Source organism: Myroides sp. 1354 (assembly GCF_030324495.1).
Taxonomy (GTDB): Bacteria; Bacteroidota; Bacteroidia; order Flavobacteriales; family Flavobacteriaceae; genus Flavobacterium.
In genome coordinates this window covers 82758-107350 of sequence record NZ_JACAGN010000011.1, presented here as the reverse complement: position 1 = coordinate 107350, position 24593 = coordinate 82758, and the positions used below count along the sequence as shown (strand labels likewise).

The following is a 24593-nucleotide window of genomic DNA, read 5'->3' as shown; positions in this document are numbered from 1 at the left end:
GTTAGCGTAATTTAAATGTGGAAATCAAAAAAGCGAGTAGTAAGTTACTGCCCAATAAAGTAAAGGCAAGGCTGTAGGGTTGCCATCCTTTGTTCTTGAAAAAGTACAGCTCATATTGGCGAAATATCCAAAAATAAAGTAACGCAAGAAAAGTACCTAAAAGGGCTGGGATATACCACCAAATGGCGGTCGTCCAAGTAAGAGCTACTGTAACTATAAAAGATAAGAGATAATAAGGATAGAGGACTTGAATCGTTTTTGTCATAGCAAACAAATTTTAACCTAAGGTATTTGTTTTTACTGAGATAATAACATTGTAAGGATAGAATTTGAATTATGGGAATTGGATATATGTGAGCTTTACATTTGCATATTTTCCCTTAGATTAACGGTTTATACTGAGGTTTTCGTATTGAAAAAAGCATTTGAGACTGTAGTACGTAATTCAAAAAGCAAAACAGTTAGTTTCAATTGTTTTATTTATATTTGTCTATAAACTAATAACAACAATATGTATAAAATGTTACAACCAGCGCATTCAGGCGTTGCATATTTGGCATTGATTTTCTTAGTAATCGTAGTAATTAATGCTTTCGTAGGACTAAGCTCTAAAAAAGAGTTTACAGAGAAAGACCGCAAATTAGGTTTGGTTGGATTAATCTTTACTCATATCCAATTATTATTGGGGTTGATTCTTTATTTTGTTTCGCCTTTGGTACAAAGCTTTGGTGTAGCGATGAAAGACTCTACCTTGAGATTGTATGCTTTAGAACACCCACTTATTAATATTATTGCAATTGTCTTAATTACAATTGGATGGTCTAAACACAAGAAAGCTACAGATAGCAACAAAAAATTCAAAATGTTTGCTGTTTTCTATACCATTGGATTAGTTTTAATCTTGTCTAGAATTCCTTGGAAAGTTTGGTTTGCATAACAGTAACTTATATAGTAAAGAAAAGAGAGCTTTAGGCTCTCTTTTTTATTTTGGTATACTTCTTGTTTTGGCATAATGTCTATTTTTAGAAAAGAAGCATATGAAATATTTTCAATATATAATTTTTGCCTTGATCCTCTTCACCTTATCGAGTTTTGAAGAGGCTGGGAAATTTAAAGAAAAAAACAAACCCACTGTTGTGAGCATAGGACAAGTACTAGACACTGTGGCAATGCTTGATTTGCCTTGTATTGAAGAGGATTCTATCGTGGTGGCTGAAGTAGAGGATGACTCTTTTGAAGTGGTTAGTGATGAAACAAAAGCTTCGTATTATCACGATAAATTTTCTGGTAAAAAAACAGCTAGCGGTGAGATTTTCGATAATTCAAAATACACAGCAGCCCATAAAACACTGCCTTTCGGAACGAAAATCAAGGTGACGAACCTAAAAAATAAACGATCAGTGGTCTTAACCGTAACAGACCGTGGCCCTTTTACTAAAGGACGTACAGTCGATCTTTCTAAACGCGCCTTTATGGATCTGACGGATAATTTAGGACGAGGTGTCTTAGATGTTAAGGTAGAACGCATGGTCGAAGATATCTAATAAACGTTTTGTTCATTTTTTTCGTTTTGTCACAAGGGTTTTGATCTCGCCACTTAAACAAAAAAAGGACCAATTGAAGAACAAAAAGAATTTTTCCTATCGAATTCAACCTAAGATGTTGTGATTCAATTAGTAGAAAAGTGTGTAATAAAAGTGTGGAAAATTTCCACAAGTCGAGGATGTGCACCGCACATCTTTTTTTTTGCTTTGGGCCTAAATTTTAAAAAATGATTTTTTTTGAAAAAAAAATTAAACTTCCTGATTTTCTGAGAAGAAATCAACCTAAATTGACTTTTCCACTGCTGTATCTGTAAGATATAATCCTTGGTTTTATTGGTGTTAGGACCAAAAACTGGGATTCACTCTTCTATTTTGTGTACTAGATGAATCAAATAAGGAGAGCGTCCTTCTTTTTTATACGTTATTCTTTATTTAATAACGGGTGATTTTAAGATAAAAGATGTCGTTTTTATGATGTGTACTGTCTTTTTTTGAAAGATAAATAAAAGTAAAACGTTAACAACTTTGTTTTTATACTTAAAAACAGTGAATTATTCTAAGAAGTAGTGGGAGAATGGCTGGTATTTTTATGCTTTTATTTTTTTTAGTTTAATTCCTATACTACTCTGCTAATAACGACTTGAACGGCTCTATTTGTAATGTTTTAATTGCTATTTATATTTGGTCTAAATTAAAACACAGAGTATATGAGCCAGATAAAGGTAAGTAATACCTTTTTAGTAACGTTACTTTTTTTTGTTATGTGGGGCTATAACCTACAAGCGAATACGGAAGTAAATAGGGATAAATTGGATCTTCGGATTGTGAAAATCGATGATGTATTAAAGCGGATCGAGCAGCGTAAGGTTGCTGCATTCGCTTTTTGCTATCCCCCAGAGGAAATTCAATTGCAAGAGGTTACCACATCTTCTTATACTTTAGGATGGGAAGTGGTTTCAAATGCTATTTCGTATGATTTAGTTGTCCGTGCATCAAGTGAGCAAGGCGTTGGGATTCTGAATCCAACGCATACGGTAACAGATACTTCTTTGACGTTGGATTTACCCCATAATCAAGTAAACGTATATGTTTGGATAAGATCTAATTGTGAAAATAGTTTTAATGCCCAAAGTAATTGGGCAGGACCATTTGCGATTCACTTACCAATGACGCCTGTTTCTTTGCCCTATACGGAAGATTTTCAACATGCACCTTTAGTGGGTTTTAGCAATGATAGAACCAATCAATGGGTAATTGGAGGGGGAGCGAAAAATGAGGCTGATCGAGCGTTATATATTAGTAAGAATGAGGGAGAGACGAATGAATACGCCTTGTATTCCGATCAGGTGTCTCATGTGTATAAAGATTTTATAGTGCCACAACAAGCGGAAAATATCGCTATTTCTTTTGATTGGCGATCGGTTGGAGAGCGTGAAGAAGATTATTTAAGTGTTTGGTTGGTTCCTCAGGATTATATCCCAGCTCCACGTACGAAAATGAATGCAAATACGGTAGGAGTTCGACAAATTGGTTTGGTCTACTATCAGGAGAATCCTGTGTTTAAAAAAGAAACCATCATCGTTCCTGTTGCTGGACAAGGAGGGCAAGTGTATCGTTTGGTCTTTCAATGGCAACAAGAAAGCGGTGGTGGAGCACAACCAGCGGCAGCAATTGATAACTTGAAATTGGAAGAAGTGTCTTGTGCGCCTCCAATGGATTTTCAACTCAATGCCTTGGGGGCTCAATCCATGCGTTTAGAATGGATAGCGAATGATAGTCAACAATATGAAATTCGCATGAGCACTGAAGCTTCTCTTTCAAGTGCAAATGCAACAAACTATACTGCAACAACCAATCATTTGGTTATTGATCAATTACAACCCGCTACAACCTATTTTATATGGGCGCGTTCCATTTGTGCGGATGAAACGAGTATATGGATTGGGCCTTTAGAAGTGGAAACACACTTAATAGCGCAAACATTGCCATATAGAGAAGATTTTGAAGCAAATCCATCTTTTGTTTTTGTGAATGACGAGGTGAATCAATGGCATATTGGTCAAGCAGTGAATCACGGAGGGAATAAAGCGCTGTATATTTCTAAAGATCAAGGAGAATCGAATGATTACAATCCTAATATTGGAAGAAGGCAAGTGTCACATGTTTATCAAGACTTGATTATTCCAGCTGATGCTTTACAATTAGCTTTTGATTTTGACTGGAAAGGAGTAGGAGAGCGTTCGTATGATCATTTTAAACTTTGGTTAGTACCTAGTACATTCACTCCCCAGGCAGGAACGAAAATCAACGAGAGGGATCGTGCAATGATTCGCGTAGGGCGCGATGGTTATGCTGCAACTACCGACTTTCTGCATGAGCAAGTAGTGGTAGATGCTGTCTCTTTTGCTGGTCAAACGATGCGTTTGATTATTGAATGGTCAAATGATGAGAGTCAAGGAAATAATCCAGCAGCAGCCATCGATAATTTACAAGTCACTGCGATTAAGTGTTTGTCTCCAACAAATGCGCAAATCTCCAACGTGAGAGCTGGAGCTTTTGACCTTTCTTGGACTACATCAGCGAATAGCACAAGTTACGAAGTCTTCCTAACAGAAGATCCAAATGTAATTCCCACAGCGGTTACTCCTCCACTAGCGTCAACGAGTACTACGACCTATGCCTTTGTGAATTTAAACGAAACAACGAAGTATTATGCTTGGCTTCGTTCAAGTTGTCAAGAAGGAGAAACGAGTCAGTGGGTGGGACCTTATTTTGTAGAAACACCTTTAGTATCGAGTATTCCTTTACCTTATGCGACTGACTTTGAGTCTGCTACCACATGGGGATTTACACATAGTCAACCGAATCAATGGCATATTGGTCAGGCAGTGAATCACGGAGGAACTCAATCCCTCTATATCACGAAAGATGGAGGAACAACCAACACCTATAGTTACGAGGGAAGTCAAATTATTCATGCGTATAAAAATATAGAAATACCCCCAGCCGTTGATATGTTGTCGGTTGCCTTTGATTGGCGTGCCCAAGGAGAAAAAGGATATGATTGGAATACGGGTAATTACAATCCCTCAGATTTCTTAACGGCATGGATAGTTCCTCTCTCTTATCTGCCCCAAGCAGGTGAATCGATCAAAAATCAGGTACAAGCTATGGCTCTCCATGCGGAAGAATTATATTTAAATAACACATTCAGTCGATTCGAAAAAAACGTTGATGTAAGTCAATTTCAAGGACAAACGGTGCGTTTGGTTTTTGAATGGCAACAAGATGATCGAGATGGACGTCAGAATCCTGCAGCGATTGACAATGTAAGTATTAGTCCAATGTATTGCAGTGAACCGACAGAGCTGCAATTGGGAACTTTTACCGCACATACGATTGCCGTTTCTTGGCAAGCGAGAACGAATGTACAAGCATATGAAATATATTTAGGAACATCCAATGAGGCGCCTATTGCATCAACGGTAGCAACAGCCACATCGAATACCGCCAATTATACCTTTGAAAATTTAAGTCAAGCAACGAACTATTATATTTGGGTTCGTTCGATTTGTGGAACAGATGCGTCAAGATGGATGGGTCCATTGTCCGTACAAACAACGTTAATTCCAGTAGAACTCCCCTTTGTTGATGATTTTGAAGTAGTACAGAATTACGGTATTGTCAATGATACAATTAATCAATGGCAGATTGGAAACGCTGTCCATCATGGAGGAACAGCAGCTTTGTATATTTCCAATGATGGCGGACAAACCCATACGTATACGACAGATGTACCACACAATGTGACATCGCATATTTTTAAAGACTTTGCTATTCCTACCGGTGCCGTTGATTTAACCTTATCGTTTGATTGGATGTGTAAAGGAGAGGATCGATATGATGCATTCAAAGTATGGTGGGTACCTGTAACTTTTACTCCTCAAGCGGGAGTACCAATTACTGCTGTAAATAGTGGTGGAATTAGTTTAGGTAGAGCAACGTATAGTAATGCTGCCGTATTTTCAACGGAAGCAATTACGATAGACGGACAACAGTACGCAGGACAAACCATGCGTTTGATTTTTGAATGGACACAAGATCGATATAGTGGAGCGAATCCTCCTGCTGCAATCGATAATCTAACATTGGCTACAACCTTTTGTGCAACACCAACAGCACTAATTATACAAAATGTCTCCGATCAAGGATTTCAAGCTCAATGGGAAGAAGTCGCAGGTGTAGGAAGTTACGATCTGTTTTTAAGTGAAATGGAAACGCCAGCTCCAACCCAAGCAACAAACCCTACGCATCAAACCGTTACTTCGACCTATACATTTACAGGTTTAACTCCTGGTCAAACGTATTGGGTTTGGGTAAGATCGGCTTGTGCGAATTCAGATCAAAGTGATTGGATTGGCCCTCAAGAAATCAGATTGCCCAATACACCTGTTGTGTTACCTTATATGGAAGATTTTGAATCCAATCCTGTATTTGATTTTACAACACAACGCAATAATCGTTGGTATATAGGTACTGCTGCATTTGCATCAGGTACACAAGGACTATATATAAGTGAGGATCAAGGCGTGTCAAATACCTATTATACCGCTTATGATCAAGTAGTACAGGCGTATAAAGATTTTAGGATTCCTTCAGATGCTGAAGAATTGGCGATTGGATTTGATTGGCGCTGTCTAGGAGAAGCAGATTATGACTTCTTCAGTGTTTGGTTGGTGCCTGCTTCTTATACGCCAATCGGAGGCACAACCATTTCAACAAGTACAGCAGGAGCAATTCCAGTAGGTCATGCTATGTTTGGTCAACAAACAACTTTCAAAAGAGAACAGTTTGTCGTTGAGGTAAGTGAATTACAAGGGCAAGTGTATCGACTTGTGTTTCAATGGCAACAAGACAATAGCGGAGGCTATCAACCCGCCGCTGCAATTGATAACCTCAAGATAGAAGTAGTCACTTGTAGTCCACCGAGAGATTTTGTCGCAGGAGAAGTGACAAGTCATACGATTGCTACTTCATGGAGTGGGAGTGGAGCTCGCTCTTATGAGTTGTTTTTGTCTACAACAAATGAAGTACCAATAGCTACTACACAAGCGAACTATCGTTCAATAAATCCTAATTTTGTATTTCCAGATTTAGCAGAATCAACCTATTACACCATGTGGGTGCGCTCCGTTTGTGGACAAGAGAAGAGCTTCTGGGTAGGGCCAATTGTCGTGCAAACCAAATTGAACCCAGCTGCATTGCCTTATACAGAAAATTTTGAAGGAAACCCAAGCTTTGGATATCAAAATGACACCCATAATAAATGGGTTATAGGTCAAGCAGTTCAAAATGGAGGCACAAAGGCGCTTTATATTTCCAATGATAACGGTTTGAGTAATAATTACCTACAAACAGTACCAGGTCGAGGACAAACCTCTCATATTTACAAAGATTTTGCTATTCCTGCCTCAGGTATGGAGTTACTATTGAACTTTGATTGGCGAAATCTAGGTGAAGGAAGTTATGATAATTTCCGCGTATGGTTCGTTTCTGCTGATTATACTCCACGTGCGGGTGTACTCGTACAAACGGATAATCGCAATGCTGTGCGATTGGGAAGAGAATATTACTCAGGCAATCGAACTTTCGAAAGAGAACATATCACTATTCCAGCTCGAAACTATCTCGGTCGTACCATGCGTATCATTTTTGAGTGGACACAAGATACAAGTAGTGGAGAAAATCCCGCTGCTGCAATAGACAATATCGAATTCTTTATCAAGAATTGTTTACCGCCAATCAATGGGACTATCGGGTCTATTAGAACCGGAGGTTTTGACTTTAGCTGGATTGGGGTTGGTGAACCAATGGGTTATGACCTTTTGTTAACGACAGATCCTAATACAACAGTTAATGATGCAACTGTACCAACCCATACGAGCACAGACATGCATTACACATTTGAAAATTTAGAAGAAGGGACGATGTATTATGTTTGGGTGCGTTCTACTTGTAGTACAGAAGAATCAAGTTTATGGTCAGGACCCTTTATTGCAACTACACCTTTAGTATCTGTAACGCCATTGCCTTACTATGAGGATTTTGAAGGAACACTGAAGATCGGGGTTACGCATTCATTACCGAATCAGTGGGTGATTGGAAACGCGGTGAATAACGGAGGAACAAAAGCCTTGTATATATCCAATGACAATGGAGTAAACAACAAATATACTTTCAATAAAACCCAAATTGTACACGCTTATAAAAATGTACATATTCCTGCAAATTTAGAGCAGTTGGACATTAGTTTTGACTGGCGTTCTAAAGGAGAACAACAATATGACAGAAGAACAGGAGAAAATATAGGAGTTGATTTTGTGAAGGCGTGGATTGTTCCATTATCGTATGTTCCGCAAGCAGATGTCAGTGTGGCAAGTTCTAACCAAGCCCTTGCAGTGGATGAAAGAGGATTTTTTAACAACAGTGAATTTCAAAGATTTCAAAAGCGAATGGATATTCGTGCCTTTGCCGGTCAAGATGTGCGAATCGTTTTTGAATGGCAACAAGATAATCGCAGTGGAGAACAACCGCCTGCCGCTATTGACAATGTATGGATTAAGCCTTTTACTTGTAAAGACGTCACCAAGGTAGAGGCTGTTCGAATGTCCAACTCGACGAATATTGAAATTACATGGACACCCCTCGGACAAGAAAGACAATGGGAAGTTTATATTGTGGAATCGAATCAGCTTGCTCCTACACCATTAAGCACGGGAATTCGAGTAGAAAATAATCCAAGGTATATTTTTAGAGATGCTGTTGAAGGCGCTTTCTATCAGGTGTATGTACGCGCTGTCTGTTCAGAGTCAGATCAAGGGAGTTGGAGCTCACCCGTATTATTTAATATTTTTAATCCTCCTGGTTGTGCCAATATTGAAGTTGAACCGATTGATTTGCCTCAAGCAGAAGATGGAAGTTATGTCATTTGTGAGGATGAAAGTGTCAGCGTAGACTTAATCGCCAACTATTATGATATTAAGGATACCTCTGATTATATAGTAGAAGCTATCGAATACAAACCTCCTTATCCATTTGTTGGTGGAGACTTGATTCCATTAACAGAAGATGATAAATGGTCGAATGTTATTGATTTAGGTTTTGATTTTTGCTTTTATGGCAAGTCGTATAATAAAGTATTAATAGGAACCAATGGGATGATTACATTCAGCGTAAAAGGCCATACTGAAAATGGATTGTATGCTCCTAATTCATCTTCAGGGTATGCGATGAATCCTAGAGTTCAATTGCCAACCAATAGTGCGAATGCCAATACCATCCCCTATGTAAATACTATTTTTGGGGTGATGCAAGATTTGTTGCCAAACAATTCACCTGCTGATTATTCGGTAAATTATCAAGTGTTAGGAACTTTTCCTTGTCGTGCCTTAGTCTTTAATATTTATCATTTAGGGTTGTTTGATGCAACGCGATGTCCTTATGATGTAAATGATATCGAGGGAACGACACAGACCTCTCAAATTGTATTGTATGAAGGAACCAATATTATTGAAGTCTACATTAAGAATAGACCGAGTTGCGCCAATTTCAACGGGGGATTAGGTGTTGTGGGAATTCAAAATGCCACGGGAACGGCAGCAGCAGTACCGCCAAATCGAAATGTAGGTACGTGGACTGCAGCCAATGAGGCTTGGCGCTTTGTGCCTAATGGAGAATCAATCGCTAGCTTCAGCTGGTTGAAGAATGGGGAATTCCTAACGGATCAAAAGGATATTCAAGTATCTATTGATAAGACTGTGACCTACACAGGACGTATTACCTATTTGCATTGTAATGGCAAAGAGCAAATCATTGATAAGGAATTTCATTTTATTAAAGAGAAACACCCCATTACAAAACCAGAGAATCTCTATGTGTGCAATAGAGAACCTGGATTTGTTTATACCTATGATTTGTCCCAAAATGAAAAACAAATGATAGGGAAGTTTAAATCAGAGGATTTTGTTCTCAGTTACTTTGCTTCAGAAGGAGACTTGTTGGGCAATGTCAATCCACTACCTGCTGTTTACACCACAACAGCTATAGAGCCAACAATGATATATGCGAAAATGGAAAATAAAAACACCCATTGTTTTACGTATACTACTTTCTCTTTAGGAGTAAATAAGATTTTAATGGCAACAAAAGTAACTCCAATTCTCGCTTGTGAAAGTTATGTACTACCTGAATTGGCCGAAGGGGAAGCTTATTATACAGAGCCTTACGGACAGGGTGAGCGCTATGAAGCAGGGGATGTTTTTGATTTAGTAGGAAAGCATCTGTTGTACGTTTATGCTGTGCAAGAGGGTTGTTCTTATCAGAGTAGTTTTACCATTGAAATTCTCGAATTGATTGCTGCTCATAGAATAGAAGATCAAGTTCTGTATTGTGAGCTTTATACTTTACCTCTTTTACCCAGAGGAAATAAGTATTTTACAGAAGCGGAAGGACAAGGAAGAGAGTTGCAACCAGGAGAGGTGATTGTAGAAGATCAGCTGATCTACATCTATGCCAAAACAAGCAAAGGTAAAGTAGCGTGTTTTGATCAATCGAGTTTTCGTGTAATGTATGAAGAATGTCCCTTGCCGAAGGGATTCTCTCCAAACGGAGATGGTATTAACGATCGCTTAGATCTCTCGAAGTACGGCGTAACGAATTTGAAAGTATATAATCGCAGCGGAATCGAAGTATTTAGTTTTAATGGCTTGTATACAGATGAATTCGCTGGGAAAGACAAAAGAGGAAATAATTTGCCTTCTGGTACATACTACTATGTTTTAGTTTCACATGCTAAGATGCGTACTGGATGGATTCAAATAAATAGATAAACGGAATAACGTGTTGTTATTTTTTTTAAATTGTTGATTTCCATGTGAAAAATACCCCCATTAACACTTGATTAATGGGGGTATTATTTTTTTATCTTTCACTATTTCCAAGTAGTAAAAGGATGATTGGACAAATACGAATTATAATATTCCAATTGACCTGTCACTTCTTCTCCTAGCCATTCCGGTTTTTCAAAAACTTCGTTTTCATCTTGGAGCTCCACTTCTGCTATAACGAGGCCTTCATTTTTTCCGTGAAAGACATCCACTTCAAAGAGGTGTTTACCTACAGGGATGAGGTATCGTGTTTTGGAAATTACATGGTCTTCACATAAAGTTAATAAAGCTTCTGCTTCTTGGTAGTCTATTTCCTTCTCCCATTCAAAACGCGATGTTCCAGTAGCGTTACTTTTTCCTTTAATGGTTAGATATCCCTTGTTATTTTTTAAACGGACGCGTACTGTTCGCTCCGCATCACTATTGAGATATCCTTGTGCAATGGTGCTTTTTGAATGTGCTAAACGTTCAAAATTTGTACATTTGGTACGAAATTTTCTTTCGATTTCAATCATGGGATATAAAATAAAGGCGTAAATTTATGCCAAGTTATAGATATTTCTATTGAACTAATCAGAAAAAAATATATTTTTAGATGAAATTAAGATACATATTGCAATCACCTCAAGGAATTGAGGAGCTTTTTAATAAATATGTAGTTGATGGTAAAATATATACAAGCGAAGATATTTCTTTCTTAGTTGATCTTGTACATATTTTTCGACCGCGAAATATAAAAAAAACAAATCGAGTTTCCATAGATTCTTTTACGTCTTATTTAAAAACGCACGAAGTTGAACGGTTAGCTTTGATCGAATATTTGAAAGAGTTACTTTCTAATAGACGTTTCAGCCGAATGATATCGGATGCGGGGATTTTACAAGATTCAGATTTCTTTTATGAGGTTAAAAAGCGTTTATGGGCTAAAGTTTTACCCTATCAACCCGAAAAAGATACCTATGAGTATGTGTTAAACCAAGTGTTTCACAAGCATACGGACGCTGCATGGGTAGACTTGATTCCGGAGGAACAATTGTTAGAATTATTCGATCAATTGAATTTCGCTGATATTTTTACTAAAATATCAGATGAATCTGTGATGGGAGAGCTGTTGAATTCTATTGGATTAATCACCCAACGCATGAGTGGTAGAGCTATGGAAAGTTCTATTATCAGCATGGTCCCTGAATATTCTCACTTTGAAAGTCCTTTTTTAGCCTTAGAAAAAGAGTTTATGGAAGTAGCCTCTAGTATTTTAAAAGGCAATATCGACTATTTGACGCTTAGTGATATCAACTGCAAGCAGATTAAAATATTCCATAAACAATGTTTGGATTTCGTTAATCAAGCTTTTAAGAACAGCTCGAAGTACGGAATCTCTATTAAGGTTAACCAGAGTTTATTGCGTTTAAGACAGCAATTACAACGAGTGGATGTTTTGCTTTCGCTAATTATTATTGAAGGAGAAGATACCGCTTTAGAGAAGAAAAGAAATACCATCCAATTGGCGCGTAAGTTGATAGGATATAACTGTTATAAGTACAATGTGTCTGGACTGATTAAGGAAAGTACACAATTGATATCGTATGAAATTACGCAGCATACGGCTAAAACAGGTGAACACTATATTACCAAGACCGCAGGAGAATATTGGCATATGTTTAGAGGAGCCATGGGGGCGGGTATTATCGTTGGTTTTATGTGTATTCTGAAGTTATTAGCACATAAATTAGATGCTAGTATCTTTGGTCATGCCATGTTGTATAGTTTGAATTATGCCTTGGGGTTCTGTTTAATTTATTTATTGGGCTTTACCTTAGCAACCAAACAACCGGCTATGACGGCGGCTGCGATTATCAAAGCCATTGAGGACGGACAAAAACAACATGTTGACAGTGCGGATAAGCATATCGGCTTTGCAAAACTGTTTGCGCGTTTAGTGCGTTCTCAGTTTATTGCCTTTATTGGAAACGTAATCTTGGCTTTTCCTATTGCGTTGTTATTGATGTGGGGATTTGATTCTGTATTTGAGGTGAATATTGCACAAAAAGAATGGAAAGGCATGTTAATTGACGCTGATCCGATTGAGTCAAAAGCGTTGTTCCATGCTGGTATTGCGGGTATTTTCTTATTCTTATCAGGAATTATCTCAGGAAATGTATCCAATAGAAACAAACACAACCGCGTTTTTTATCGCATTCAAGAACATCCGTGGTTAAAATATAATTTCGGGATTCAACGTTCAACAAAAATTGCCAATTGGGTTGATACCAAATGGCCAGGAATAGTATCTAATATCTGTTTTGGTCTATTCATGGGTACCTGTGGGGCTATTGGAACTTTTATCGGGTTAGATATTGATATTCGACATATTACATTCGTCAGTGGAAATATTGCCATTGGATATTATGGATCTGGATTTGAAGCGCCAACTTCCATGTTAGTATGGGCCTTCATCGGAATGTGGTTGATCGGATTCATGAACTTTATTGTGAGCTTTGGTTTATCTATTCTCTTAGCGTTCCGCTCTCGTAATATACCATTCAAAGAAACAAGAGAACTCGCTTGGGCTGTATTGAAATACTTTAAGAGCTTTCCAATGGAATTTTTTATTCCAACAGGAAATACGGTGACAACTGTTTCGGAAAAAACACCAGATAAAAATTAGTAAAAACAACGAAAATACAAAAGGGAGATGTACAATACATCTCCCTTTTTGTTTCCTATTAATCGGTATAATCTGTTGTATCTTTTGCTTCTCTCTTATGGCGCAAACTGTCTTTTAATAAGTTTGATTGCTGCTCAAATTCGAGTCGGGATACGGTAATATAGTCTTCTAAATTGTGAATGTTCTTCGCTAATTTTCTCAACGATGCACGGTCACTTCGGATGAATAGTTCACTCTGTGTTCTCGCTTCTTCGTGGCTTAGTCCTAGCTTTTCTAACATGACTGTTCCAACGTAAACCGCCGTAAAGAAGTTCTCACGATAGACTTCCGTAAAGCCGTCTTGTAAATATTCATAGGCGTTCTTTCTGTTTTTCGCGCGAATAATGACCTCTACATCAGGGAAGTTTTTGTGTAATACTTCAACCAAATGCTGATTGACATCCGGCGGATCCATCGCTGCAATGACATAATCGGCTTTCTCTACTCCAATCGATTTTAAAATATTAATAGAAGTAGCATCACCATAGTAAACATTAAAACCCAATTTACGCAAATGATCCACGCGTTCTGCATCATTATCTAGTACAAGGGTAGGAATGTCATTCGCTTGTAATAAACGCCCGATTGTGTTTCCAAAATCCCCAAAACCAGCAATGATGATTTTCTTATCGGCACTGATATGCGATAAATCGTCATAAGGTTGGTTTGTGGTAGGAGAGGAAGCCAATCCTAAATACGGGCTTATCCACTTTTCATTCAACAACATTAAGATCGGTGTTACCACCATAGATAAAGCGGTTGTTGCTAAGAGGTAATCATACCAAGTTTGATCAATGATATTGATGGTTTTGCCCAGAGCTAAAATGACAAAGGCAAATTCACCAATTTGCGAAAGTAAAATAGCAAATAGGAAAGATTGATCTTTTGGGAACTTTTTCCATTTTCCGATAGCAAATAATACAATGGCTTTGATGGCCATGGATCCAACTAATAAAGAAAGGATGATTAAGGGCTCTTTGGAAATAATCTCAAAGTTAATGGTCGATCCCACGGCGATAAAGAAAATACCGAGCAAGAGGGCCTTAAAGGGTTCAATATCACTTTCTAATTGATGTTTGTACGGGTTATTGGCTAATACTACCCCAGCAATAAATGCTCCTAAGGCAGGGCTAAGTCCTACTTGTTGCATTAACAAGGATACTCCAATAACTAATAATAGAGCCGAAGCCGTGTAAATTTCGCGTATTTGCAAACGCCCAACCGATTTAAAAAGCGGATTGACGATATAATTTCCAACCAAGAAAATAACTGTGATTGCGCCAAGGATGGCCATGGTTTTCATCAATACGGGTTGACCATCTAGCATACTGCTATTGGTTGTTGAAATCGGTATTTTCTTCGAAACAGCTAAGAGCGGAATCAAAGCCATTACTGGGATTACCATGATATCTTGAAAGAGCAAAACTGCAAAGCTCGATTTTCCTACATTGGATTTATTGAGTCCCTTTTCCGAAATGGTTTGTAGAATAATAGCCGTAGACGACATGGTAACGACAAATCCAATCGTAATGGAAGTACCCAAACCAAGGCCAATGGCAAAATAGCAAACAGCAGTGGTTATAAGCGTTGTACCGAGGGCTTGTGCGGTTCCCAATCCAATAATTTCTTTTCGGATTTTCCAGAATTCTTTAGGATCCAATTCGAGTCCCACAAGAAATAACATCATCACTACACCAAACTCGGTTGCATGCATAATATCAGCCCCGTCTTTTCCAACAAATCCCAAGACAAAAGGACCAATTAAAACTCCTGCAAATAAATAACCTAAAACAGAACCCATTCCCAGTTTCTTAGAAATGAGGACACAAATTACTGCGGCAAATAAAAATATAAAGGCCTGCGCTAAAAATTCATTCATTTTATGATTGTATTTTTCGAATTAAATAACAGTATAGTATCTATAACGTTTAGTTGTTAGAAATAACGCATACTTACTCAAAAAGTATTTAAAATACATACAAATTTACGTAATAGCACTTGTATTATCATCGGAAAGTTAAAAAAAAACGATATTTTTTTTAAGAATATAAACTGATTTTTTTCAATTAATTTTGACCAAATTAGCCTTGAGATGAATCGAAAGATTATACATATTGATATGGATGCGTTTTACGCTTCAGTAGAACAGCTGGATAATCCGGAATGGAGAGGAAAGGCTATTGTTGTGGGAGGAAGTAGCGAGAGAGGCGTAGTGGCTGCCGCGAGTTATGAGGCGCGAAAATATGGCGTGAGAAGTGCGATGAGTGGAGTATTGGCACAAAAAAAATGCCCTCATTTAATCTTTGTACCGCCTCGTTTTGATCGCTATAAAGAGGTCTCCCGACAAATTCGAGCCGTATTTCATGAATATACGGATTTAGTGGAACCCTTGGCATTAGATGAAGCGTTTTTAGACGTAACCCAAAACAAAAAAGGTTGTCCAAGTGCTACCTTAATCGCACAAGAGATTCGACAAAAAATTTTCGAACGCACCCATCTAACCGCTTCGGCTGGGATTTCAATTAATAAATTCCTAGCCAAGGTAGCAAGCGATTACAATAAACCCAATGGACAAAAAACGATTAATCCCGAAGAAGTAGAATCGTTTCTTGAAGCTCTCGAAATTAAAAAGTTTTTTGGTATTGGCAAGAAGACCGCAGATCGGATGTATCATTTTGGCATTTTTACGGGACGAGATTTAAAGGCCAAATCCATAGAATTCCTAGAAGAACATTTCGGTAAAGCAGGAAAAGCCTATTACTATATTGTGCGTGGCATTCACAACTCGCCTGTTAGCCCAGATCGATTGATTAAATCCGTGGGAACAGAACGCACCTTTGATGAAAATTTGAGTTCAGAAGTTTACCTCGAAAGTAAACTCGCCCATATCGTTGAAGAATTGAGTCTGCGATTAAAAAAACAAGGGTTGGCGGGTAAAACAATCACGTTAAAAATAAAATATGCCGACTTTGTACAGCAAACACGCAGTACAACCTTTCCGTATTTTATTGCCGATGCGGGAATTATTCTCGATTGCGCAAAGGAATTGCTTTATCAAGAAAAATTGCAGAATTCTGTCCGCCTGATTGGTGTATCTTTGAGTAATCTAAACAATAGAAAAGCAACTAAAAAACCCGTGGCCGTACAGCTGCGTTTTGATTTTTAAATCTGAATATAGTTATCATGAGTAATATAATACCTCCCTATTTGCAAAAAGGCGATAAAGTAGCCATTGTTTGTACCGCTCGAAAATTTTCAATTCAAGAAGCTCAACCCGCTATAGCACTTTTAGAATCTTGGGGATTGGAAGTCGTTTTAGGGCAAACCATCGGATTGGATAATTTTCAATTAGGAGGAACCGATCAAGAGCGTGTAGATGATTTTAATGCACAATTGAAAAATCCCGAAATCAAAGCGATTTGGTGCGCAAGAGGAGGGTATGGCACGGTGCGTATCATTGATGCAATTGACTTTTCGCTTTTAGTGCAACAACCCAAGTGGATTGTTGGATTTAGCGATGTAACTACCCTGCACAGTCACGTTCATAATTTAGATATAGCAACCATTCACGGTATTATGGCTTTTAGTGTGCCTTTAGCTAAAGAAGAATCCAAGGTTTCACTTCACAAAGCTTTGTTTGGTGAAACACTATCATATACCATTAGTGCAGATCCTGCAAATAAGCAAGGAAAGGCAACAGGTGAATTAGTAGGAGGAAATCTCTCTATCCTGTATAGTTTATTGGGGTCTGCCTCATCTATAAATACCAAGGGAAAGATTCTCTTTATTGAAGACTTGGATGAATATTTATATCACATTGATCGCATGATGCACAACCTCAAACGCAACGGGATTTTACAAGATTTAGCTGGGCTTATTGTTGGCGGAATGACAGATATGCACGATAATTCAATTCCCTTCGGATATAATGCACAAGAAATTATCTTAGATATAGTGAAAGAATACCACTACCCCGTTGTCTTTAATTTCCCTGCCGGACATGGATCTTCCAATTGGGCTTTAAAGTTAGGCACTATTGTTGAACTAGAAGTACAAGACAATCAGGTGACTGTCGCTTTTAGTTAAAAACAATATATGAGTAAAGCAAGTGAATTAGGAAAGTTAGGTGAAGATTTAGCCGTTGATTTTTTACAAGAAAAAGGTTATCAAATTATAGCTCGAAATTGGGCGTACAGAAATGCCGAAGTAGATATCATCGCGGAGGTGGATTCTTTTTTAGTTTTCGTTGAAGTAAAAACGAGAAGCACTACCGATTTTGGGTTGCCTCAAGAATTTTTAAAAAAACCTCAAATCAATCGATTGATTACTGCAGCAGATGCTTTTGTTCGACAATCCAAGCGAAAAGAAGAGGTTCGCTTCGATATAGTAGCTATTAGTATAAGAAAGTCTATTCCTGAGATACAGCATATTGAGCGTGCTTTTTATTGGTTTTAGTGCGATATTCTCAAATTTTGATCGATATTTTATGTCTTTATTAAAAGTGTTCGGTATTAATTGATTTTCCTTTAAAAATCTTATATAAAAAAAGTCTAAATAAAATTTGTGGATTATTTAGAATCACTTTACATTTGTGGCGTTTTTAATAAGTCTAAATAACACAGGTTCAGAATGAAGACGTATACGACATTGTTAGTTACCATTTGCGGAGTAATGGTAAGTTTCGCTCAAAACATCACAATCAAAGGAAGAGTTGTAGATGAGGTTAATAAACCATTACCTTTTGCAACGGTTGTATTGGGAGAAGGGCAAACAGCTGTTCAAACCAATGAAAACGGAGAGTTTAAATTGAATAATGTGCAGAAAGGAAAGCACACGATGAAAGCTTCTTTTGTTGGATATTCAACCTCTCAAAGAGAAATTACCCTAGCAAAAAATGAAGAAATTGTGAATTTTCTTTTAGTGGCTGATAGCCAATTGGAAAATATCACTGTATATGGTAGAAGTAACAAGAATGTAAAAAATCTTCAGTATATCACGCGTTTACCACTTGGATTACAAGATCAAGTTCAATCTATTAGTATTGTTTCTGAACACGTAATTAAAGAACAAGGAGCGTTGACAATTACAGATGCAGCGCGTAACGTAGCTGGGGTAACCCAGTTTTCAACGTATGGAGGACCATCAGAAAGTATGTCTATGCGTGGATTCAGAGGAACACCCGTATTGAGAAATGGAGTTGGAATGGACTCTGATTTTAGAACGGCTTCAGCAATTGCGGATATGCAAGGTGTTGAAAGTGTTGAGGTAATCAAAGGTTCTGCTGCAGTATTACAAGGAATCGGAAATGGTTTAGGTGCTGCTGGAGGAGTAATCAATATGGTAACTAAAACGCCAAACTTTAAAAACCACAGAGAAGTTGGGTTTAGAGTTGGAAGCTATGGTCAAGTGAGACCTACTGTTGACTTTGAGCAAGTATTAGACAAAAAAGAAACGGTTTCTTTCCGTTTTAATGGTGCATACGAAAGAAATGATGGCTGGAGAACCTTTGTAAATAACGAACACTTCTACATTAATCCATCCCTAACATGGAAAATCGATAACAAAACCAAGTTAACGGTTGAGATGGATTACTTAAATGGAGATTATGTATATGATAAAGGAACGGTAAATTTAGGGCCTGACTATGCAAATGAGTTGTATGAAATGCCACATAATAAATTTTTAGGTTTCAAAGGAGATTCTAAAAAGATTACCATGCAAAATTATGTAGCCCGTTTCGAAAGACAATTAACAGAAAAATTGAGCTTTAGAACTTCATATACAGCATCAATCTACAATGAATATGGGCGTTCTACAAACGTAACAACGGTAAAGCCTAAAAAGGAAATTGGCGATGATTGGAGTCAATATGGAGATATAAAACGCACGGTTTCTATGGGACAATCGGATGATTATAACTCTGTATTCCAAGCAGATTTAATCGGAAAAGACATCTTTACAGGAATCTTAAAACACACCTTCCAAATAGGATTTGATTACAGACAAACCAAAACAATCGGTGGATCTGCAGCAGGTAAAGTATGGGGGAAAGATAAAGCAGGAAATGACGCTTTAGTTGACTTTAGAAGTGATATCAACGTATTAGGACCTATCGACAATATGTTGCCTGATAATATCATCTACGGAGATATTGCAACAACAAGAACGATGTCTCCAACCATTGGTTTTATGGCACAAGATTATATCGCAATTGGAGATAAATTAAGTGCAATGTTAGGTCTTCGCTACAGCCGTTTAAATGGAAATACAACAGAAAATGCTACTGTGGATCGTTGGAATCCAATGTTGGGATTAATCTTCAAACCACAAGAAAACATCAGTACGTTTGCTTCCTATACTACAACAAGTAGTTTGAGACAATCAAACAAATTATTACACGGAGGAGGATATGCAGGAGCTTCAGATATCAAACAATTTGAATTTGGTTTCAAATCAAACTGGTATAACGATCATTTAGGAGTGAACTTTACATACTTCTTCATCAATCAAAATAATTTAGTTGCCCCTTATATCAACCCAGAAACAAATGAGCAATCTAAAACAGAAAGCATCTTAGCGGGTGATTTAAAACGCAACGGATTTGAGTTGGAAATCAATGGTAAAATTACCAACAACTTAGAAGTAATGTTGGGATATGCTAACTTATATGCGAGATACCAAGACAGCCCCCAATATGTAGATGGATCTGCACCAATGAACGCACCAGAACATACAGCAAACGGATGGGTGAGCTATAAATTTGATCAAGGTACGTTAAACGGATTGTCAGTAAGTGCAGGTGTTTACTTTGTTGGAAAACGTCCAGTGAATGAATACAGCCGTACAACAGATAGTCACAATACAAACGTAAACGTAAGACCATTTGATATGCCTAGCTATACTACAGTAAATGCACAGGCAGCTTATACTTACAAAAACGCTACGTTAAGTGTATTTATGAATAATCTATTCAATGAAAGAGGATATACTTCTTATTTCAGAGGAGGATATATTAACGAAATTTCACCTAGAAATTTTGCCGCACAATTGACGTATAGATTCTAGAATTACCCTTTAATTAGTGTCATTATAATTGAAATAATAAGTTCGAACACGGTTTTATGTTATAAAATCGTGTTTGTTCGTTTTTAAATCCCATATGAAAGCAAAGAAGACCTCTCCTTTTCGCAAATTGATGAATGACCTCCACTTGTGGTTAGGTATTGCGAGTTCACTTGTGTTATTTGTAGTTTGTTTAACAGGAACCATTTACACGTTTAAGACGGAAATTCAAGAATGGCTTGAACCAAATCGCTATGCGTTTGTTGCACCAAATGAGAGGCAAGCTAAACCCGTTGCAGAGTTGGTACAGCTTGTTGAAGCATCAACACAAGGAAAAGTACAACGCATTACTTTAGTGAGCAAAGAGGGAAAACCATTTGTTTTTACCGTAAGTAAAGGAGAAGAAGGAAAAAGAGGTGAGGCCGTACATGTTAACCCTTTTACAGGAGAGATCCTAGGTACAGGAAAAGGACCTGGAGATGAGTTTTTCATGACCGTTTTCAAATTACACCGTTGGTTATTACTCGATTCTTCAATTGGACGCCCAATTGTAGGAATTGCGACGATTATTTTCTGTTTCCTTTCTATTTCAGGATTAATCTTGTGGTTTCCTAAAAAGATTAAAGGATGGAAGAGCATTAAACCCGGGTTTAAAATTAAGTTTAATGCCAATTGGAAGCGCATCAATCACGATTTACACAATACGCTTGGCTTTTATACTTTATTGATTGTATTGATTATGTCCTTGACGGGGTTGTGTTGGTCATTTGAATGGTATAGAAATGGTTTAAGTAGTGTATTAGGAGCTAAAGTTTTTGGAGGACGTGATGAAGTAAAACCAGAATCCGTACTGCAAGATAAATCCACCATTAGTTTAGAAGAAGCGCTTGCTATTGCTAATAAAGAAATGGCATATGACTATCGCACGTTGGCGGTAAGCTTGCCAAAAGATTCTCTGGGAGCTTATGAAATCAATAAAAATGACTTGGCGAGATGGAATGAAACGGTAAATGATCGCGTGTTTATCGATCAATACTCTGGAGAAGTAATCAAAAAAGAAATCTTTGCAGATAAATCAATGGGAGAGAAGTTGGCGAGTTCAATTAGAGCCTTGCACTTTGGAGATATTTATGGGTTATTTTCTAAAGTGATCTATTTTATCACTTGTTTAATCGCTACCTCCTTACCAATTACTGGGATTTTTATTTGGTTGAATAAAATGAAAAAGAAACCCAAAAAGAAAGCGTAGTGCATCTTGGGAATACTTTAGCATTGAAAGTGGACAAAATAAGAGAAAAAGTGTAACTTTGTTATTACAATTTTAATTAAAGGTAATAGTATGTATCCAGAAGAAATAGTAAAACCAATGCGTCAAGAGTTAGTTGATGCAGGATTTTCAGCATTATATACAGCAGACGAAGTAGAAGCTGCTTTAAGTAAAGAAGGAACTACATTAGTAGTGGTAAACTCAGTTTGTGGTTGTGCGGCGCGTAATGCACGCCCAGGAGCAATCATGAGCTTAAGAGGAGAAAAAACACCAGCGCAAATCGTAACGGTTTTTGCAGGTGTAGATAAAGATGCTGTTGATGCAGCACGTCAACATATGTTCCCTTTCCCTCCATCTTCACCTTCTATGGCTTTGTTTAAAGACGGAGAGTTAGTTCACATGTTAGAGAGACATCACATTGAAGGACATCCAGCAGAGATGATCGCTGAAAATTTGATCGACGCATACAAAGAATATTGCTAAAAAGAGACCACCTTCTATAAGGTGGTTTTTTTTTAAAAGTGTATATTTGCTCAAGTTATACATTGAGCTAATGCAAAAAATAATTTCATATCCATTATCTGTACTATTTGTTATCTGTTTATTACTTGTACTCCTATTCTTTCATGGATTACAATGGGTAGCATTTAATCTCTTTGGTTATAAAGCCCATAAAAAAGTAGTAGATTGCATGGTGTGGTGGATCATGCTATGTACCGGTATCTTAGGTACATCTTATCGTGTATCAAAAGAAGAAGAACTTCCTACAGACAAACCTATTGTCTTTGTAGCCAATCATCAAAGTATGTTCGATATACCGATGATTATTTGGTTCTTTAAACAGAATCATCCCAAATTTGTTAGTAAAAAAGAATTAGGACAAGGCATCCCGAGTGTATCATATAATCTAAAACACGGGGGGTCAGTCTTAATCGATCGAAAAGACGCAAAACAAGCCTTAACTGTTATTCGTGGATTAGGTCAATATATCTCAAAATACAACCGCTCAGCTGTAATATTCCCTGAAGGAACAAGAAGTCGAGACGGTCATCCCAAACGTTTTTCAGAAAATGGGGTTAAAATGTTATGTAAGTTTTCACCAGATGCTTATCTTGTTCCCTTGACGATTAATAATTCGTGGAAATTGTTCCGATTTGGAAAATTTCCGTTAGGATTAGGAGCCAAAATTAGTCTTTATGCACATAAACCAATGAAAATTAGCGATTATTCTTTTGAAGAACTCTTTGCTAAAACAGAGGCCATCGTAAAGTCTAAAATAGAATAGAAAAATACTAATTCTCGCAGTTACTCCCAAACAAACTAAACCAAACCGAAGAGCTAGTTGCGAAGTAAAAACAAATTGAAATGTCAACACACAATGTTCGTTTAGAAGTGATGCACTTCTTGGAAAAAAATATAGATAGCTTCGTCGATGATTATCTAATACCTGTGGAGAAAATTTGGCAACCTTCTGATTTACTACCCAATTCGGAAAGTGAAAATTTTTTAGAAGAAGTCAGAGAGCTGAGAGAATACGCCAAAGAATTACCCTATGATTTTTGGGTAGTTTTAGTTGGAGATACCATTACGGAAGAAGCATTGCCTACGTACGAATCTTGGTTGATGGATGTAGATGGAGTAAACCAAAGAGAAGGTGAAAGTGGCAATGGTTGGGCAAAGTGGATTCGTCACTGGACTGGTGAAGAGAATAGACATGGTGACTTATTGAATAAATACTTGTATTTGTCAGGTCGTGTAAATATGCGTGAAGTAGAAATTACAACCCAATATTTATTAAACGATGGTTTCGATCCAGGAACAGACAGAGATCCTTATAAAAACTTTGTATTTACAAGTTTTCAAGAGTTAGCTACATATATTTCGCACAATCGTGTGGCAAAATTAGCCAAACAATATGGCGATCATAAATTATCGAAGATCTGTCGTTTAATCGCGGGAGATGAAATGCGTCACCACCATGCTTATTCGGAATTTGTAGACCGTATTTTTAAAGTTGATCCAAGTGAAATGTTATTGGCTTTTGTCGATATGATGAAGCGCAAAATTACGATGCCAGCTAACTTGATTCGCGAGTCAGGAGGAAAGATGGGAGATGCCTTTGAATTGTTTTCTGATTCAGCACAACGCATTGGAGTCTATACTGCAATTGACTATGTGGAAATCATGCAGAAATTAATCGATCGTTGGGAAGTTGCAAAACTTACTGGATTAAATGATGATGCAGAAAAAGCAAGAGAATACTTGATGAAATTACCTGCACGTATGTTGCGCATTGCGGAAAGAATGAGTGTTGGTAAAGAAGAACATATTTTTAAATGGGTACAACCTGCTATTATTAAATAGTTTGCAGTTGACGGTGAACAGTTTACAGTAAAACATGAATAAAAAAATTGAAGCAACTATTGCCTATGTTAGAGAAGAGCTAAAGCATGCCGAAGGAGGACACGATTGGTTTCACATTGAACGTGTATACAATAATGCGCTCAATATTTTACAATTCGAACCCGATGCCGATGCCGATGTTGTGCAATTGATAGCTTTGCTACACGATATAGCGGATAGCAAATTCCATAACGGAGATGAAACTGTCGGCCCTCGTAAAGCAAAGGAATGGTTGGAATCGTTGGATTATCAATCGGAAGTAGTAGATCATGTAGTCAAGGGGATTGAAAACATCTCTTTCAAAGGAGGGAATTTCAATCAAAAGTTCACGTCGAAAGAATTGGAAATCGTTCAAGATGCTGATCGATTAGATGCAATAGGAGCTATTGGAATCACCCGTGTTTTCAATTATGGAGGATTCCAGAACAACCCAATTCACGATCCAGAGCAAGCACCTCGATTTGGTATGACCAAAGAAGAGTACAAAGCACATAAAGGAACGTCAATTAATCACTTTTACGAGAAATTACTGCTGTTGAAAGATTTAATGCATACAGAGGCTGGAAAGCGAATTGCAGCGGAAAGACACCGTTATATGGAAGGTTTTTTAGCCCAATTTTACGCGGAATGGCAAGGAGATAAGTAGGGGCAGATGGCAATCTGCC

General features: G+C 37.6%; 16 protein-coding genes. 13 read left to right on the top strand and 3 right to left on the bottom strand.

The window, feature by feature from the left end; translation table 11 throughout:
• Position 1: 1 nt before the first annotated feature.
• The gene (locus HX004_RS12190; RefSeq protein ID WP_286442830.1) at positions 2-265 is read right to left on the bottom strand and encodes a hypothetical protein; all 264 of its coding nucleotides are present in this window, start codon (positions 263-265) and stop codon (positions 2-4) included.
• Positions 266-511: 246 nt separating this feature from the next.
• Here HX004_RS12190 and HX004_RS12185 point away from each other — a divergent pair, with 246 nt between their 5' ends.
• The 3 genes from HX004_RS12185 (at position 512) to HX004_RS12175 (ending at position 10432) form a co-directional block, all read left to right on the top strand.
• Positions 512-937: a hypothetical protein gene (locus HX004_RS12185; protein ID WP_286442829.1), complete on the top strand. Its 426-nt coding sequence runs from the start codon at positions 512-514 to the stop codon at positions 935-937.
• 100 nt (positions 938-1037) lie between these two features.
• The gene (locus HX004_RS12180) at positions 1038-1544 is read left to right on the top strand and encodes a septal ring lytic transglycosylase RlpA family protein (protein ID WP_286442828.1); all 507 of its coding nucleotides are present in this window, start codon (positions 1038-1040) and stop codon (positions 1542-1544) included.
• A 707-nt stretch (positions 1545-2251) separates the two neighbouring features.
• Entirely contained in the window at positions 2252-10432 is an 8181-nt protein-coding gene (locus HX004_RS12175; protein WP_286442827.1) for a fibronectin type III domain-containing protein, read from the top strand.
• A 101-nt stretch (positions 10433-10533) separates the two neighbouring features.
• Here HX004_RS12175 and HX004_RS12170 read toward each other — a convergent pair whose 3' ends face one another.
• On the bottom strand, positions 10534-11004 hold the full coding sequence (locus HX004_RS12170) for a CYTH domain-containing protein (RefSeq protein WP_286442826.1): 471 nt from the start codon (positions 11002-11004) through the stop codon (positions 10534-10536).
• A gap of 80 nt (positions 11005-11084) precedes the next feature.
• On the opposite strand from HX004_RS12170, the gene HX004_RS12165 reads away from it, so the two are divergent.
• Entirely contained in the window at positions 11085-13157 is a 2073-nt protein-coding gene (locus HX004_RS12165; RefSeq protein ID WP_286442825.1) for a site-specific recombinase, read from the top strand.
• A gap of 58 nt (positions 13158-13215) precedes the next feature.
• On the opposite strand, the gene HX004_RS12160 is transcribed toward HX004_RS12165, so the two are convergent.
• Positions 13216-15075, bottom strand: a complete 1860-nt coding sequence (locus tag HX004_RS12160; protein ID WP_286442824.1) for a monovalent cation:proton antiporter-2 (CPA2) family protein — start codon at positions 15073-15075, stop codon at positions 13216-13218.
• Positions 15076-15288: 213 nt separating this feature from the next.
• On the opposite strand from HX004_RS12160, the gene dinB reads away from it, so the two are divergent.
• The 9 genes from dinB to HX004_RS12115 all read left to right on the top strand — a co-directional run bounded on the left by dinB (position 15289) and on the right by HX004_RS12115 (position 24574).
• Positions 15289-16362 (top strand): DNA polymerase IV, encoded by a 1074-nt coding sequence (dinB, locus tag HX004_RS12155; RefSeq protein ID WP_286442823.1) that lies wholly within the window; start codon positions 15289-15291, stop codon positions 16360-16362.
• A 17-nt stretch (positions 16363-16379) separates the two neighbouring features.
• Positions 16380-17282, top strand: coding sequence for a S66 peptidase family protein (locus HX004_RS12150; RefSeq protein WP_286442820.1), 903 nt, complete (start codon positions 16380-16382; stop codon positions 17280-17282).
• A gap of 9 nt (positions 17283-17291) precedes the next feature.
• The gene (locus tag HX004_RS12145; protein ID WP_286442819.1) at positions 17292-17651 is read left to right on the top strand and encodes a YraN family protein; all 360 of its coding nucleotides are present in this window, start codon (positions 17292-17294) and stop codon (positions 17649-17651) included.
• 174 nt (positions 17652-17825) lie between these two features.
• On the top strand, positions 17826-20261 hold the full coding sequence (locus HX004_RS12140; RefSeq protein WP_286442818.1) for a TonB-dependent receptor: 2436 nt from the start codon (positions 17826-17828) through the stop codon (positions 20259-20261).
• Positions 20262-20355: 94 nt separating this feature from the next.
• Positions 20356-21507 (top strand): PepSY-associated TM helix domain-containing protein, encoded by a 1152-nt coding sequence (locus HX004_RS12135; protein ID WP_286442816.1) that lies wholly within the window; start codon positions 20356-20358, stop codon positions 21505-21507.
• 90 nt (positions 21508-21597) lie between these two features.
• A complete protein-coding gene (locus HX004_RS12130) occupies positions 21598-22008 on the top strand; it encodes a BrxA/BrxB family bacilliredoxin (RefSeq protein ID WP_286442814.1) in 411 nt (136 codons plus the stop codon).
• Between the two features lie 70 nt (positions 22009-22078).
• Positions 22079-22810, top strand: coding sequence for a lysophospholipid acyltransferase family protein (locus tag HX004_RS12125; RefSeq protein ID WP_286442812.1), 732 nt, complete (start codon positions 22079-22081; stop codon positions 22808-22810).
• 80 nt (positions 22811-22890) lie between these two features.
• Complete coding sequence (locus HX004_RS12120) at positions 22891-23889, top strand: acyl-ACP desaturase (RefSeq protein WP_286442811.1); 999 nt, start codon at positions 22891-22893, stop codon at positions 23887-23889.
• A gap of 34 nt (positions 23890-23923) precedes the next feature.
• Positions 23924-24574 (top strand): HD domain-containing protein, encoded by a 651-nt coding sequence (locus tag HX004_RS12115; protein WP_286442809.1) that lies wholly within the window; start codon positions 23924-23926, stop codon positions 24572-24574.
• Positions 24575-24593: the final 19 nt, after the last annotated feature.

What these genes read in the sequence shown, in the direction of transcription:
- HX004_RS12190 (WP_286442830.1), bottom strand. Translation starts at nt 265, where the DNA reads ATGACAAAAACGATTCAAGTCCTCTATCCTTATTATCTCTTATCTTTT.
- HX004_RS12185 (WP_286442829.1), top strand. Translation starts at nt 512, where the DNA reads ATGTATAAAATGTTACAACCAGCGCATTCAGGCGTTGCATATTTGGCA.
- HX004_RS12180 (WP_286442828.1), top strand. Translation starts at nt 1,038, where the DNA reads ATGAAATATTTTCAATATATAATTTTTGCCTTGATCCTCTTCACCTTA.
- HX004_RS12175 (WP_286442827.1), top strand. Translation starts at nt 2,252, where the DNA reads ATGAGCCAGATAAAGGTAAGTAATACCTTTTTAGTAACGTTACTTTTT.
- HX004_RS12170 (WP_286442826.1), bottom strand. Translation starts at nt 11,004, where the DNA reads ATGATTGAAATCGAAAGAAAATTTCGTACCAAATGTACAAATTTTGAA.
- HX004_RS12165 (WP_286442825.1), top strand. Translation starts at nt 11,085, where the DNA reads ATGAAATTAAGATACATATTGCAATCACCTCAAGGAATTGAGGAGCTT.
- HX004_RS12160 (WP_286442824.1), bottom strand. Translation starts at nt 15,075, where the DNA reads ATGAATGAATTTTTAGCGCAGGCCTTTATATTTTTATTTGCCGCAGTA.
- dinB (WP_286442823.1), top strand. Translation starts at nt 15,289, where the DNA reads ATGAATCGAAAGATTATACATATTGATATGGATGCGTTTTACGCTTCA.
- HX004_RS12150 (WP_286442820.1), top strand. Translation starts at nt 16,380, where the DNA reads ATGAGTAATATAATACCTCCCTATTTGCAAAAAGGCGATAAAGTAGCC.
- HX004_RS12145 (WP_286442819.1), top strand. Translation starts at nt 17,292, where the DNA reads ATGAGTAAAGCAAGTGAATTAGGAAAGTTAGGTGAAGATTTAGCCGTT.
- HX004_RS12140 (WP_286442818.1), top strand. Translation starts at nt 17,826, where the DNA reads ATGAAGACGTATACGACATTGTTAGTTACCATTTGCGGAGTAATGGTA.
- HX004_RS12135 (WP_286442816.1), top strand. Translation starts at nt 20,356, where the DNA reads ATGAAAGCAAAGAAGACCTCTCCTTTTCGCAAATTGATGAATGACCTC.
- HX004_RS12130 (WP_286442814.1), top strand. Translation starts at nt 21,598, where the DNA reads ATGTATCCAGAAGAAATAGTAAAACCAATGCGTCAAGAGTTAGTTGAT.
- HX004_RS12125 (WP_286442812.1), top strand. Translation starts at nt 22,079, where the DNA reads ATGCAAAAAATAATTTCATATCCATTATCTGTACTATTTGTTATCTGT.
- HX004_RS12120 (WP_286442811.1), top strand. Translation starts at nt 22,891, where the DNA reads ATGTCAACACACAATGTTCGTTTAGAAGTGATGCACTTCTTGGAAAAA.
- HX004_RS12115 (WP_286442809.1), top strand. Translation starts at nt 23,924, where the DNA reads ATGAATAAAAAAATTGAAGCAACTATTGCCTATGTTAGAGAAGAGCTA.